This window comes from Paenibacillus sp. FSL F4-0243, assembly GCF_037963295.1.
GTDB lineage: Bacteria > Bacillota > Bacilli > Paenibacillales > Paenibacillaceae > Paenibacillus_AQ.
In genome coordinates, this window is the sequence record NZ_CP150151.1 from 2,385,457 (window position 1) to 2,399,625 (window position 14,169).

Below are 14,169 nucleotides of genomic sequence, written 5' to 3' on the forward strand. Positions count from 1 at the left end.
TAAGGAAAGGGAGTTTTTCTACGATGAATGAATCTTTAATTATAGCTCGGACCGAAGATTTTGTTAAAGAACAACTTGGACAAGATACTACGGGTCATGACTGGTGGCATTCCGATAGAGTGCGCAACACCGCCGCTGAAATTGCCAAGATCGAGAGCGCAGATGTATTTGTTTGCACGATGGCCGCCTTGCTGCATGATGTTGCTGACGAGAAGCTTAATCCGTCTAAAGAAGAAGGTTTGCTTAAAGTACGTACCTGGCTTTCTTCAAACCTTACAGATGAGCAACAAATTAATCATATTATGATGATTATCGAGACGATGTCCTTTAGTGGTGGCGGGGGAGAACCGATGCAGACGCTTGAAGGCCAAGTGGTTCAAGATGCCGATCGACTTGATGCGCTTGGTGCGATTGGCATTGCCAGAACCTTTATTTTCTCAGGGGCGAAAGGTCGTCCAGCTTATGATCCGGAAGTGTCTCCAAGAGATGAATCGCTTCAAAAGGAGTACAGGGATTACAGCAAAGGAACGGCTATCAATCATTTTTATGAGAAGTTATTAAAATTAAAATTCCTGATGAATACAACCTATGGACGCAAGTTAGCAGAAGAACGGCATGATTTTATGCTTAATTATCTGGACCAGTTCTATAGGGAATGGAATCAAGGGAGCCAATAGCTGTTATAATGATAAGTATGCACAAGATGAAGGATCGCGGAGTTTCCGCTTTAACCAGAACAATCGGCATAGAAGAGGTTGAATGATGAGTGAATTGCAATTTAGAGATTATGAGTTAAACGAAGACATTATTAAAGCGCTGGATGTCCTGAAATATGAGACGCCAACAGAAGTTCAAAGCAAAGTGATCCCTGTAGCTCTTCAGCAAAAGGATCTGATCGTTAAATCGCAAACGGGTAGCGGTAAGACGGCAGCTTACGGAATCCCGGTCTGTGATTTGGTGGATTGGGTGGAGAATAAGCCGCAGGCTTTGATTCTAACGCCTACTCGGGAGCTTGCCATGCAAGTGAAAGAGGATATCACCAACATTGGACGATTTAAACGGGTTAAGGCCGTGGCTCTTTTCGGTAAGCAGCCTTTTGCTCCACAAAAAATTGAACTTACTCAAAAAACACATGTTGTCGTAGGTACGCCTGGACGTGTGTTCGACCATATTGAAAGAGGTACGCTTCCGCTAAATCGGATCAAGTATTTGATCATCGATGAAGCAGACGAAATGTTGAGCATGGGGTTCATTGAGCAGATCGAAAAGATCATTAAGCAGCTGCCAAAGGAACGAGTGACTTGTGTTTTCTCCGCTACATTACCGGAAGTGATTAAGAATTTGTGCCGGAAATATATGAGTGATCCAACGGAAATTGAGATACAAGCAAGTGGAATTACAACCGCTACAATTGAACATGCGTTGATTGAAGTGAGACAAGCTGCCAAATTCTCGCTGCTGAGCGATATTATTACGGTGGAGAATCCGGACAGCTGTATTATCTTTTGCCGTACACAAGAACAGGTGAATGCGGTATTTAGAGGGCTGGCTGATTTGGAATATCCCTGTGATAAGATCCACGGGGGAATGGAGCAGGACGAGCGCTTTGAGGTCATGAATGCTTTTAAAAGAGGGCAGTTCCGTTATCTAATCGCTACGGATGTAGCGGCAAGAGGCATTGATATCGAGAACATCACTCACGTGATTAATTACGATATTCCGCTGGAAAAAGAAAGCTACGTGCACCGTACAGGCAGAACCGCTCGTGCAGGTAAGACAGGCAAAGCGATCACTTTTGTCACTCCGAATGAGCAAAAGTGGGTCAAGGAGATCGAAGGTTATATTGGCTTTAGCATCCCGAACATGAAAGCTCCTTCGGACGATGCCGTTGCTTACGCGAAGGAAGCGTTTGAGCAGAAAATTAACAAGCAGCCTGTCCGCAAGAAGGACAAAAGCGAAAGCTTGAACAAAGAGATCATGAAGCTGTACTTCAACGGCGGCAAGAAAAAGAAGCTAAGAGCCGTTGACTTTGTCGGCACAATCGCGAAGCTTGAGGGTATATCTGCAGAAGATATCGGTATTATCTCGATTCAGGACAATGTGACCTACGTGGATATTTTGAACGGTAAAGGTGCAATGGTACTGCAAGCGATGAGAGAGACGACGGTGAAGGGCAAGCAGCTTAAAGTGCATATTGCGAAGAAATAAACGGTAGAAATCCCGTTCATGAAGCTGATTTGGCTGAAAAAGCTGGAAAGAACGGTAGAAATCCCGTTCATGAAGCTGATTTGGCTGAAAAAGCTGGAAAGAACGGTAGAAATCCCGTTCATGAAGCTGATTCAGCTGGAAATGCCGAAAAGAACGGTGAAAATCCCGTACAACGTGCTGAGCAAGCCGTAGGAATTTTTGGGGAATTGAACATGGTTACCTTATCGGTGCGGAGAGCTATTATTATGCACAGAGTTGTGTTTGAGTTTGATTTATAGGATAACCTCCCTATAAATTACTGATTTTCGCTGGATTTTAAGCTTTTTAGGGAATTTCTCCCTATAAATCGCCTGAAATCACTGTTATGAGCTAATTAGGTGAATTTAAAGGGAGAAATTCCCTAATTGTTGAAATCAGGACCGTAATATCGATGAAATTGGGGAGGATTTCCCTAAATTTCATTCCCACGAATCCATAAGTCCGTAACTCCTTATACTCTCTAACTCCAATACTCTTAACTCCCTAACTCTCTAACTCACCAATTTAGCATCTCACGCTGGAAGCAGCGAGATGCACTAAAAAGCAAGCCTAGTCGCCACGTTATTGGCGACTAGGCTTGCTTCATTTAGCTAGGGAGCTAGATATAACGTCCCTAAGCGTTATACTGTGCCTGATGCAGCCGGCTGTATATGCCACCGGCATGGACTAACTCTTCATGGCGGCCTTGCTCGGCGATGCCTTCTTCGTTCACGACCATGATCCGGTCGGCATTTTTTATCGTCGTCAATCGGTGGGCGATGACGAGTGTGGTTCTACCCACGGACAGATCCGCTAGTGATTGCTGAATCGCTGCTTCCGTTTCTGTATCCAGTGCGGATGTAGCTTCATCCAGAATCAGGATCGGCGGATTCTTCAGGAACATGCGGGCGATCGCTAGGCGCTGCTTCTGTCCACCGGACAGCTTCACACCGCGCTCTCCGATCACCGTATCCATGCCATCTGGAAGATTCTGAATGAGATCTTCCAGATGGGCACGCCGAGCAGCTTCCCAGATTTCAGGCAGCTTCGCATCCAGCTTTCCGTAGGCAATGTTTTCACGAATCGTACCCGAGAACAGGAACACATCCTGCTGTACGATCCCGATCTGCTTACGTAACGACTCCAGCTTCATGTCACGGATATCAATGCCATCTATGGTGATAGTCCCGCCAGTGACATCATAGAAACGAGGGAGCAGGCTGCAAATAGTCGTTTTGCCTGCACCAGAAGGTCCAACAAAGGCAATCGTTTCGCCAGCCTTAACTTTTAGGCTGATATTTTGTAGAACCGGACGGTCCTCATCGTATCCGAAAAAGACATTCTGGAAGGTAATATCACCGTGTAAAGTACTTACCTCTACGGCATCCGGCTTATCGCTGATATCTGGCTCCGTATCAATAATTTCTAGATAACGTTTAAAGCCGGCAATTCCTTTTGGATAACTCTCGATAACGGCATTGATCTTCTCGATCGGACGGAAAAAGATATTGGACAACAGAATAAATGCCACAAACTCACCGATTTGCAACTCGCCATTGATGAAGAACCAAGCGCCGCTGATCATCACAAGGATCGTAATGAGGCGGGTCATCATATAGCTGACGGATAAGCTTTTGGCCATGATTTTATAAGCGAGAAGCTTAGTTTTACGGAACATTTGGTTATCTACTGCGAATAGCTCTTGTTCATGCTGCTCATTGGCAAAAGATTGAACAACCCGGATACCACCGACATTATCTTCGATACGGGCATTGAAACTACCTACATTTCCAAAAAGCTGGCGATAGGTGGAAGTCATGTTGCGTCCGAAGTAGATGATCACCCAAGCCATAATTGGAACGATAATAAAAGTAATAATGGCCAGCTTCAGATTAATATCAGCCATAAGGAGGAAAGCACCGACAAGTGTCATGATGGCGATAAATATATCCTCAGGACCGTGATGCGCCACCTCGCCGATATCATTTAAATCGTTGGTGATTCGCCCGATGAGGTGACCTGTTTTATTATTATCGAAGAATCGGAAGGACAGTTTCTGGATATGATCGAACATTTTTTTACGCATATCGGTCTCGATATTGATGCCAAGCATATGCCCCCAGTATGTAACGATATACTGCATAACTGTATTCAAGGCGTAAATAGCTAGGAGCGCGACACACGCAATAAGAATTAGCGGCCAATCTTGACCCGGGAGCAAATCATCAATAAATTTATTGACAGCTACCGGAAAAGCTAGTTCTAGCAGACCTGCAAAAACAGCGCAGGAGAAGTCCAAGATAAATAGTTTTTTATACGGACGATAGTAGGAAAAAAACCTTCGAAGCATTCTGTTCACTCTTTTCTATAGGAATATGTAGGAGATCGAATGAAATTGATTCTCAATTGTCTTGATTATATGGATACTAAAGATGTCATTCGATTTTGTCAATAATAGGGTTATGAAATTACTTAAGGCTTGTAACTTTTATAATAATAGTGGATGATAGGTCTTAATGCCATGTAATAAACATTTTTATATTTCTGGCGTAATCGCTCACCGTCCTTACAGGAATGTCAAAGGCGTTTATGCTTGTTGCAATTTAGGAGGATACATGATGAAAGCATCGCAACGAGAAGGAAACATTCAGAATAGAGGTTTAACGGATACCAAATATGATCGCTGGCTGCTAGTGTTGGGGATTGTGTTTATCGCAGCGGCACTTAGAGCGCCTTTCACATCCGTCGGTCCACTGGTACAAATGATTCAGGATGATCTAGGCTTATCGAACACTTTAGCAGGAGCTATTACTACTCTACCATTGTTGGCTTTTGCCATTTTGTCCCCGTTTGCTCCAAAGCTAGCTCGCCGTTTCGGCTTGGCTAATGTGTTATTAATTGCTATGGTTATGCTTGCTATGGGGATTCTAATCCGGTCGGGATCTGGAACGGGACTGTTGTTTACAGGTACGGCGATACTCGGGCTTTCTATTGCAGTATGTAATGTATTGCTTCCGGGTCTGATTAAAGGGAAGTTTCCTCACAAAATTGGGTTAATGACAGGTGTCTACACCGTCTCAATGAATTTATGTGCAGCCGTCGCTTCAGGTATTAGTGTACCGCTAGCTAGTCATGCTGGATTTGGCTGGAGAGGGACTTTGGCGATTTGGTTTATGATCGCTGCGCTAGCAACCCTGTTCTGGATTCCGCAAATGCGCAAGCTCGATCAAGGGACTGGGGCCAAGGGGTCGATCTCTAGTGGAAATATGTGGCGTTCTTCACTTGCTTGGAAGGTAACGATTTTTATGGGCTTACAGTCGTTGCTCTATTATGTCTTCATAGCTTGGTTCTCTGTTCTCCTTGGTGAGCGAGGGATGTCATCAAGCCATGCAGGTTGGTTACTATCACTAATGCAAATGGCCCAGCTGCCGTTTACTTTCTTCGTGCCGTTGTGGGCAGGTCGGATGAAGAACCAACGTATTCTAGTAATCATCACGGCTATTTTGTATTTCATCGGAATCGGTGGCATTTGGTTGGGAAGCAGTGCTTTAATGGCTGTCTGGGCGATCTGTTTTGGGATTGCCGGAGGATTTGCCTTCGGACTTGTGATGATGTTCTTCAGTCTACGGACCAGAAGCACTCAAGAAGCAGCGGAACTGTCGGGAATGGCCCAATCCGTAGGTTACGTGCTTGCAGCAATGGGCCCGGCATTATTCGGATGGCTTCATGATGTAACGAATAGCTGGACGATGCCGCTTGTTTTATTGCTGGGTGCAAGCGTATTGCTGCTGGTTGTCGGACTTGGTGCTGGTAGCGATCGATATGTGGGAGATAGAAGATAGATGGTCATAAAAAGAGTGTATTGGTGCGGACACGCGCCAGTACACTCTTTTTTTTGTTGCATAGGAAGAAGCCACGCCCTTCATTGTTAGACGCGTTTGTAAGCGACGACCCGGATTCTTCGATAATCCATCACCCAGCGGCCATCCTGAAATAATGTCGGTCTAAGTTTCTGTTCCATATAAGAGAGGACTTCTTCTCGTTCAGTTGGTGTTAGGACACTTAAGATTCCATTAGTAAAAGTGTTCAGCCAGGACTGGAACCCTTGCTCTCCAGCCTCTAGTGGGGTTGGACGGTCGAAACAAAGGGCGAGGTCAACAGTCAGTCCATGTTGTTCTAGTAGTGTTGTATATTGTCCGATGCTTGGGAAGTACCAAGGTAATTGAAGCTTATCACTACACCCTATAGCGGTAAAAGCATTTGGAAGCTCAGTAATGATAGAAGCGATATTGCCCAGCCCACCGAACTCGGCAACAAAACGCCCGCCTGTTCGTAGGCTAGCTGTGATAGAAGCAGCTGCTCCGTTCGCGTCGGTCAACCAGTGTAGAGCAGCGTTGCTGAACACGGCATCGACTGGCTGTTCCGCGACATAGTTTTGCCCATCTGCTAAGATGAAGTTTAGCTGGGGATGCTTGTCACGGGCAGTCTGAATCATTTCGGCTGAAGCATCAATACCTGTTACAGTGGCACCACTAGCGGCGATGGCTGCTGCCAAATCACCAGTTCCGCAGCCCCAATCAACAATTTGTTCGCCAGGCTGGGGGCGAAGAAGCTCAATCAATGACTCTCCAAACTGAGAAACAAAGGCCATATCAGTATCATAGGTTCCGGTATTCCACTGTTGGTTCATACGTATTCGTCCTTTCTGGTTTGGAATTACAGTGATATTTCCGACGTAGCACATTCTTTTAATTATGTTGTATCATATCAGCCTCTTATAAGTGAAATATATAAACTGAATAACTGTGATTGGTTATGCCTATGGGGATTTGAATATGTTATATCGCTTATATCGCTGTTGTTAGATTTATCTGTACATAGATTTAAAAATATGTTGCTATTTATCCGGAAAAAGAGTATAGTCTTATGTACAGTGATTATTTCATTGGTGTACATAATGTGCGGTCGTGGCGGAATTGGCAGACGCGCACGGTTCAGGTCCGTGTGGTAGCAATATCGTGGAGGTTCGAGTCCTCTCGACCGCATCATCAAATAGGCTTATACAATTGCTCTTTGGCAGTTGTATAAGCCTATTTTTTATGTCTGAAGAAAGTGATGGTGGTTCAATTCTAGATGCTTCTAAGTCCGATACATCCCATGCGTAGTGGAAGGAATAGATTTAATTAGATGGGGTAGATCCAAGTTGAGGGAATTGCGATCATGAACCGTCTATAGGCATGTACTATAGGCTTTTTTTCGTGGTTATGATCGGTTAGGTTTACTAAAAATAGGCATTTTTGTATTGACAATTATATCGGCTTCCGTAATAATGTTATTACGGTAACCGATATATCGCTAACAGTAATAGAATGGAGATGGAATCATGCCTGAAAGCTCAGAAAGAGGAGCTTTAACGGAAGCTGTATTTTACATTTTATTGTCTTTATACACCGCAATGCACGGATACGCGATTATGCAGAATGTGAAGGATTTAAGTCATGGTCGAGTGGAACTTGGAGCGGGCACTTTATATGGAGCTATCAACACCTTGCTTGAGAAAAACTGGATAAGAGCTATAGAAGGGGAAGAAGGCTCCCGAAGAAAGGAATACGAAATTACTGAATTAGGGAAGACAGTGATTCAGGGGGAGCTTATCCGGTTGGAAGAACTGATTGCCAATGGGAAGAGAATAGCTGGAGGTGAGTCCAAATGAAACATGTGGTTCGCAAGCTGTTTTGGGATTTTGAGAAGGAAGAACAGTGGCTTAATGAAATGTCTGCCAAAGGGTTAGCCCTTTCAAGCTACTCCTGGTGTAAATATGTGTTTACTGACTCGTCTAAGAATGAGTATACGTATAGAATTGAGCTTTTAGATAATGTGCCTACTCATCCGGAAAGCATGGCATACCTCAAGTTTCTAGAAGAAAATGGAGTAGAGTGTGTTAGCAGCTATGTTCGCTGGATTTATCTTAGAAAGAAGTCATCCGAAGGTGCGTTTGATATTTACACAGATCTGGAATCCAAAATAAAACACTTTAAGCGAATCAACACACTATGGAATTCTGTCATGTGGTTAGAGTTCATTGTTGGTTTAGCCAACATTCTCATTGGGCTAACGAATTATTTCACTTCATCCAACAGCATTAGTTTGGTAAATGTTATTCTAGGCGGGTTTTTAATTCTTTTAGGACTTGTTTTTTTTAGAGCTGGCGCACCTATCCGTAAGAAAATTAAAAAGCTTCAGCAAGAGAATTTAATAAGAGAATAGTCCTTATTCTTGTGATATGTATAAACAGCAGTTTTCCTGATTACTCGGGACTTGTTGTTTATTTTTTTGTCTATGACGATAACGCGCAATCTCATTGCTTTTCACCGGCCTATCATTTAGGACTCAACTATCAAGCTTAATTACCGAAAAAAAGGTATACTGGAATAGATTACGAAATTGTAATAAAGTTTGTCCCCATACCAAAAGAGGAGGCTGCACAGGTGTCTGAATTTCTTTTTAAGCAACTATACTTACGGTCTTCTATAGGGGTTGCTGTAGTCTCTCCCAAGGAAGGGACCTTGATTCAATCCAATCCAGCACTTTGCCATATGCTTGGTTACTCTGAAGAAGAGCTTTTAAATATGGACTATCTAGATCTTATTTATCCAGACGATGTAGCTGATGATGATCATTACGTTATCCTGAACAATCTCTTAGCAGATCCTGGGACCGCAATAGAGTTAGAAAGACGGTTCTTATGTAAGGGTGGCGAGATAATCTGGGTAGCTCAACATATATTTCTGATTCTTCAGGAGAACTCTAGTGAACCCCTTGTCTTGATCTCAGAACTTACGGATATCACAGACCGAAGGCTTGCGGAAGATAAGATTCAGGAAGATCAGCATTTATATAATTTGATCACACAAAATACGCCGGATATGATTTCTTTTGGCGGACCAGACGGTACACTGCACTACGTTTCTCCTTCAGTGGAGTTGTTGCTAGGATATCCTCCAGATGAAATGATCGGTACGAAAAGACCTGAGTATTATCACGCAGAAGATGCCCTTGAAATGACAAAACACGGAAAGCTCTATTCTGATACGGATGTGTATACACGCAGGGCCCGGCATAAAGACGGACATTATTTGTGGATTGAGAGCAGCTCACAGGTGGTACGCGATGATCAGGGGGAAATCAAGCAGATATTAACGATCGGCCGCGATATTACGCAGCGTAAGAAATATGAGGATATGCTGGCGCAAGCCCAATATCTTGCGAAAATGGGATCGTGGGAATGGGATGCGACGAAAACGCGGTTGACGGTTTCTAGAGAGATGCGTAACATTTTTGGCTTTTCGTTGGACGACAGCAATCATTCCTATTTTGATTACAAACGAGTGCTTTCCTGTATTGATCCAGATGATTTTACTAGACTTCAAAAGCTGGTTCACCAGTCTTTAGCGAATGGGACGAATGGCGAAGTTATGGTTAGAATTAAAAGTGCGGATGGAAAATTGAAGTTTCTGGATGCACACTGGGAAGTGACTAAAGATGAGGAAGGAAGAGTGCTACAGATCAGCGGGATTGCCCAGGATGTGACTGAACGTCATCAAATGGAGGAACAGATGCGTGATAGTGAGCAGAATTACCGACTCCTGTCGGAAAATTCAATGGATTTCATTTCACGTAATACAGCGGACGGAGACCTCATCTATCTGTATGCATCACCCATTTGCCAGACGATGTTCGGCTATACACCGGAAGAAATGTACGAAACGAGAGGTATTGATTACATACATCCTGAAGACAAGGAGAAAGTGGTGTCCTATCTTAGCAACTGTATGGAAGGGAAGAAGCTCGACCCTGTGACCTTTCGGTTTCTATGCAAAGATGGAACGTACATTTGGACGGAAACAACACTTCGCTATATTTACTCGGAGACCTTTGGAGGACGGGAGCTTGTGTGTGTAACCCGGGACATTGCGGAACGGGCGCGGCATTTTGAAGAAATAGAGAAGTTAAGTAACGAGCATGCTCTAATATTGAATTCGGTATCTGAAGGCATATTTGGTATGAATCTTGAAGGGGATACGATGTTCATCAATCCAGCGGCGATTACTATGCTAGGATACGATCCAACGGAATGGTTGAACAGCAAATTCCATACGATTCATCAGACTTGGCTGGATAATGAGCCATTCTTGGGCATTCAGAAGACGCTGATTCCCTCGCACTTCAATAATCGCTCTTTTGATGAGAAAGAGGGTGTGTTTTGGAGGCAAGATGGTTCCAGCTTTTTGGTCAGATATCACATGACTCCTCTTTTTGATGGAGAAGAGCGGATCGGGGCTGTAGTGGTTTTCCGAGATATCACAGAAGAGAAGGAGATTGTGCGAGCGAAGGAGTCTGCAGAGGAAGCGGATCGGGCGAAATCGGAGTTTCTAGCGATCATGAGCCATGAGCTGCGTACGCCTATGAACGGTATTATAGGAATGGCAGACTTGCTCTCAGGGACAGAGTTAAATGAAGAGCAGAGCTACTACACACAAATCATTACAAGTAGCGGAGAAGCATTGCTTCATATTTTGAATGAAGTGCTGGATTTCAGCAAAATTGAAGCAGGCATGATGACACTTGAACTGCAAATGGTGGATTTGCGTGAAGTGATACAGAACGTTAGTGAGCTATTCTATCCGAAGGTCAAAGAAAAAGGGTTGTTATTAACTATCAATATTGCACCTGATCTTCCATTTGTCATTGTGACGGATGAGGCAAGATTGCGCCAAATTCTCGTAAACCTAGTGGGAAATGCGGTGAAATTTACGGAGACAGGTGAAATTAGTATTTCTGCCAGCCTGGAAGCTTCTCAAAAGTCAGGAAATATTATCGTTAAATTCATGGTTAAAGATACGGGCTTGGGGATCCCGGTTGCCAGTCAAGGGTTATTGTTTCAATCGTTCTCGCAATTGCATCCTTCCATTAATCGAAAATATGGCGGAACAGGACTTGGACTGGCGATTAGCAAAAAGCTGGTGGAGCTGCTCGGAGGAGCGATTGGTGTGAGGAGCTGTGAGGAACATGGCTCAGAGTTCTTTTTCACCGTGGAGGTCTCTTTGCCAAAAGAGGAATGGATTCAGAAGGTTACGCTCCACCCTTCAGTGGATACAGACAAAAGCAATAAACCTAACGCCAGAGCATCTGATACGGGAGAATATGGACCGATGTCTATTCTCATCGCTGAAGATCATCCTGTGAATCAGCAACTGATGCTGGCTTATATGAAGAAGAGGGGATACTTCCCTGACATTGCATCAAATGGCGAGGAAGCAGTTCGAGCTGTGCTGTCCAAGGATTATGATCTCGTCTTTATGGATATTCAGATGCCTATTATGGATGGGATAGAAGCAACAGGAATCATACGTGAGAAGCTCGGGCTGTCTCCCATTATTATTGCGGCCACAGCTTTTGCCAGAAATGAAGATAAAGACATGTGTCTGAGTGCAGGAATGCAGGATTTCATCTCCAAGCCTATCTCCATAAAGGAGCTTGACAGGGTATTAAAAGATTGGTCTACTCGGATTCGTTAAGGATGAGGAGTGTCATTGACAAAAGGGCGTAAGATTAATATATTTGTAATCGTAATTATTACGAATATATTGTCAATGAAAGGATCCATACCTTGTTAAAGATGAAGCGTGGTGATTTTGTAATCATTTTTTTAGCTCTATTCGCAGCGGGTTTGATTTACGGAATCAAGTGGTGGGACACCCATAATGAACAGTATCAACAAGGAGATTTGAAAGCTATAATTACGGTTGATGGTAAGGAATACAAGACCGTTTCTTTGACCAAAGAAGAGCAAATTATAGATATTCAATCGAAGTTTGGTCACAATACCTTAAAGGTATTTGATTACGGGATCCAAATGACATATTCTGACGCACCTTTGCGAATCGCTTTGGAAATGGGTTTTATTTCTAGGCCAAAGCAGCAAATCATCTGTATACCCGCCCGTATTATGGTTGAAGTATTTAACCCTAACCGATCTGTGGATGATGAGGATGAGCTGGACGCAATTATTTAGTAGGGTTGGCCGTATTCGTCAAAGCTTTCCATGCGGTTATGGAGTCAGCACTCGTGTAAATGTAGGGTGTTGTTGGTTGCGCGATAGGTGTAATTGCTTCTGCGCGTATTTGCATCATTTCTTGGCCTTTGTATTGCACAATTTGAAGCTTGCCCCGAACCTCTATCCAGGTATCAGTGGGCAAGCTTTTTAATTTGCCGGAATCAACCAACATCCCAAACGGAGTAGCATCGGCGGTACAGCACTGAACCAGAAATCTGCCAATGGCAAAAGCATTCTCTGGCGTTTCACTGTCATCGCGGTATAGAAAACCGGAAACGGAAATTTCTTTGCCTTCAAATTGTTGTTTATACATGTCAATAGCGCCTAGTGTTTCAGAAAAAATATCAGAATACACAGGGATAGTAGGCTGCGCATATAAGATCTTAGCTAGCTCGGTGAGCTCCTCATGATAAGGATCAATCGATTCGAATCTAACAGCGTTGGTAGTCTCTGATGGTAAAGAGGAGAACGAAATCCCCTTTTTACTAGCGGCCATACTTCCCAAGGCACGATCAGGAAGTGCAAATCCAAGCAGCAGTGGAAACAGGAATAATCCATAAAGCGCTGTACTTTTAAATATGGAATGTGGGAGGCGATGCTCGCAGTCACATAGCACATTTCCCTTACCAAATAAGGCTTGAATGGCCAAGCTGAGCGCCATTAGTGTCAGAGGAATCGGACATAACTGAACCCAGCGTGCTAGCTTAGGCGCTACATAATAATGCAAAGCGTCCTGCTGCACTAAATGCCCAATATAGAGAGCAAAGGCGAGCAGAATGACCGCCCTTAACAAATAGTGAAATCGGATGCTTCGAGAGTCATTCATGCGCTTCCTCCTAACAATGGGGTAAGCATCTGCTTGCCACCTCTATGATTACAGCCATAAGGACATGAGTACGGCTCCGATAAATACGCTCGAAAAGATAAGAAAGAACAAATAAAGAGCGAATTTGGTCTTAAACAGCGAGAGTAACATCAATGAATTTTTGAAATCTAACATCGGCCCAAATACCATAAAAGCGAGCAGTGCTCCTGCTGGAAAAGAATGTACAAAGGTGGAAGCTACAAAGGCATCTGAGGTGGAACAGAGCGAAAGCACAAATGCCAGGCCCATCATGAAAAAATAAGACCCGAGCGGCTTATCTCCGATCGCAGCCAAACTGTCCTGAACCATAAACGTCTGAATGCCAGCGGTCAATAGGCAGCCAATGATTAAGTATTTTCCCATCTCAAAAAATTCATCCGAGGTATGCACGAAGACGGCGGCTAACTTTCCTCCACGAGAATTATTATGATGAGTGTTATCGGTTTCCCGCTGAACGCTAAGGCGTATCGGGGACTTTTTCACCGTTGCATAGATAATCAAGCCTATAATACAGGCGACTGCAAAAGCTAGACCCATCCGGGCATAGGCCAGTTCTGAGTGGTTGCGAAATGCCGTCAGTGTTGCTCCATAGACGACTGGATTTAGGATGGGCCCGGATAAAATAAACACGATCGCCACGTAGACAGGCATCCCCTTATGGATTAGTCGGCGGACGAGAGGGATCATTCCACATTCGCATACTGGAAAAATAATTCCGAGCAGGCAAGCGAATAAAATGGCCGGAAGCGCCTGCCGTGGAATCCAGCGGGAGATCATTTCATCTGGGATAAAGACCCGAAGCAGCGAGGATAATAAAGCTCCTGCTAACACAAACGGCAAGGCTTCTAGCAAAATCCCGATAAAGCCGGTTTTGAACGTGTCGATGTACGCGTTGTCTAGTAGCTCCAGGTGATTTGGCACCCATATAAAACCAATGATAATCAGGAATGAGATCGGCAGA

General features: G+C 44.0%; 12 protein-coding genes and 1 tRNA gene. 9 read left to right on the plus strand and 4 right to left on the minus strand.

Translation table 11 applies throughout. The annotated features are described in order from the left end of the window. Positions 1-23: 23 nt before the first annotated feature. The 3 genes from NSS87_RS10330 (at position 24) to NSS87_RS10340 (ending at position 2,400) form a co-directional block, all read left to right on the plus strand. Positions 24-677, plus strand: coding sequence for an HD domain-containing protein (locus NSS87_RS10330; protein ID WP_339246834.1), 654 nt, complete (start codon positions 24-26; stop codon positions 675-677). Positions 678-762: 85 nt separating this feature from the next. Further along, a complete protein-coding gene (locus NSS87_RS10335) occupies positions 763-2,208 on the plus strand; it encodes a DEAD/DEAH box helicase (protein WP_339248505.1) in 1,446 nt (481 codons plus the stop codon). Between the two features lie 18 nt (positions 2,209-2,226). Then, positions 2,227-2,400: a hypothetical protein gene (locus NSS87_RS10340; protein WP_339246837.1), complete on the plus strand. Its 174-nt coding sequence runs from the start codon at positions 2,227-2,229 to the stop codon at positions 2,398-2,400. A gap of 460 nt (positions 2,401-2,860) precedes the next feature. Here the strand turns inward: NSS87_RS10340 and NSS87_RS10345 are convergent, their stop codons facing one another. Further along, entirely contained in the window at positions 2,861-4,576 is a 1,716-nt protein-coding gene (locus NSS87_RS10345; RefSeq protein WP_339246840.1) for an ABC transporter ATP-binding protein, read from the minus strand. A 268-nt stretch (positions 4,577-4,844) separates the two neighbouring features. Between NSS87_RS10345 and NSS87_RS10350 the strand changes: the two genes are divergently transcribed. Continuing rightward, complete coding sequence (locus tag NSS87_RS10350; protein WP_076283203.1) at positions 4,845-6,068, plus strand: MFS transporter; 1,224 nt, start codon at positions 4,845-4,847, stop codon at positions 6,066-6,068. An 86-nt stretch (positions 6,069-6,154) separates the two neighbouring features. Here the strand turns inward: NSS87_RS10350 and NSS87_RS10355 are convergent, their stop codons facing one another. Further along, positions 6,155-6,916, minus strand: a complete 762-nt coding sequence (locus NSS87_RS10355) for a methyltransferase domain-containing protein (RefSeq protein ID WP_339246843.1) — start codon at positions 6,914-6,916, stop codon at positions 6,155-6,157. Positions 6,917-7,187: 271 nt separating this feature from the next. Here NSS87_RS10355 and NSS87_RS10360 point away from each other — a divergent pair. The 5 genes from NSS87_RS10360 to NSS87_RS10380 all read left to right on the plus strand — a co-directional run bounded on the left by NSS87_RS10360 (position 7,188) and on the right by NSS87_RS10380 (position 12,301). Next, positions 7,188-7,271 (plus strand) — tRNA-Leu (locus tag NSS87_RS10360). 338 nt (positions 7,272-7,609) lie between these two features. Continuing rightward, positions 7,610-7,939: a PadR family transcriptional regulator gene (locus tag NSS87_RS10365; protein WP_042186765.1), complete on the plus strand. Its 330-nt coding sequence runs from the start codon at positions 7,610-7,612 to the stop codon at positions 7,937-7,939. Next, positions 7,936-8,493 (plus strand): DUF2812 domain-containing protein, encoded by a 558-nt coding sequence (locus NSS87_RS10370; RefSeq protein ID WP_042186767.1) that lies wholly within the window; start codon positions 7,936-7,938, stop codon positions 8,491-8,493. Before NSS87_RS10365 ends, NSS87_RS10370 begins: the two co-directional genes overlap by 4 nt. A 221-nt stretch (positions 8,494-8,714) precedes the next feature. Beyond that, entirely contained in the window at positions 8,715-11,804 is a 3,090-nt protein-coding gene (locus NSS87_RS10375) for a PAS domain S-box protein (RefSeq protein WP_339246848.1), read from the plus strand. Between the two features lie 101 nt (positions 11,805-11,905). Continuing rightward, complete coding sequence (locus NSS87_RS10380) at positions 11,906-12,301, plus strand: NusG domain II-containing protein (RefSeq protein WP_339248508.1); 396 nt, start codon at positions 11,906-11,908, stop codon at positions 12,299-12,301. Here NSS87_RS10380 and NSS87_RS10385 read toward each other — a convergent pair. Together NSS87_RS10385 and NSS87_RS10390 are read right to left on the minus strand one after the other, a co-directional pair. Further along, positions 12,294-13,169, minus strand: coding sequence for a TIGR03943 family protein (locus NSS87_RS10385; RefSeq protein WP_339246850.1), 876 nt, complete (start codon positions 13,167-13,169; stop codon positions 12,294-12,296). The genes NSS87_RS10380 and NSS87_RS10385 overlap by 8 nt on opposite strands. 48 nt (positions 13,170-13,217) lie before the next feature. Next, positions 13,218-14,129 (minus strand): permease, encoded by a 912-nt coding sequence (locus NSS87_RS10390; RefSeq protein WP_339246853.1) that lies wholly within the window; start codon positions 14,127-14,129, stop codon positions 13,218-13,220. Positions 14,130-14,169: the final 40 nt, after the last annotated feature.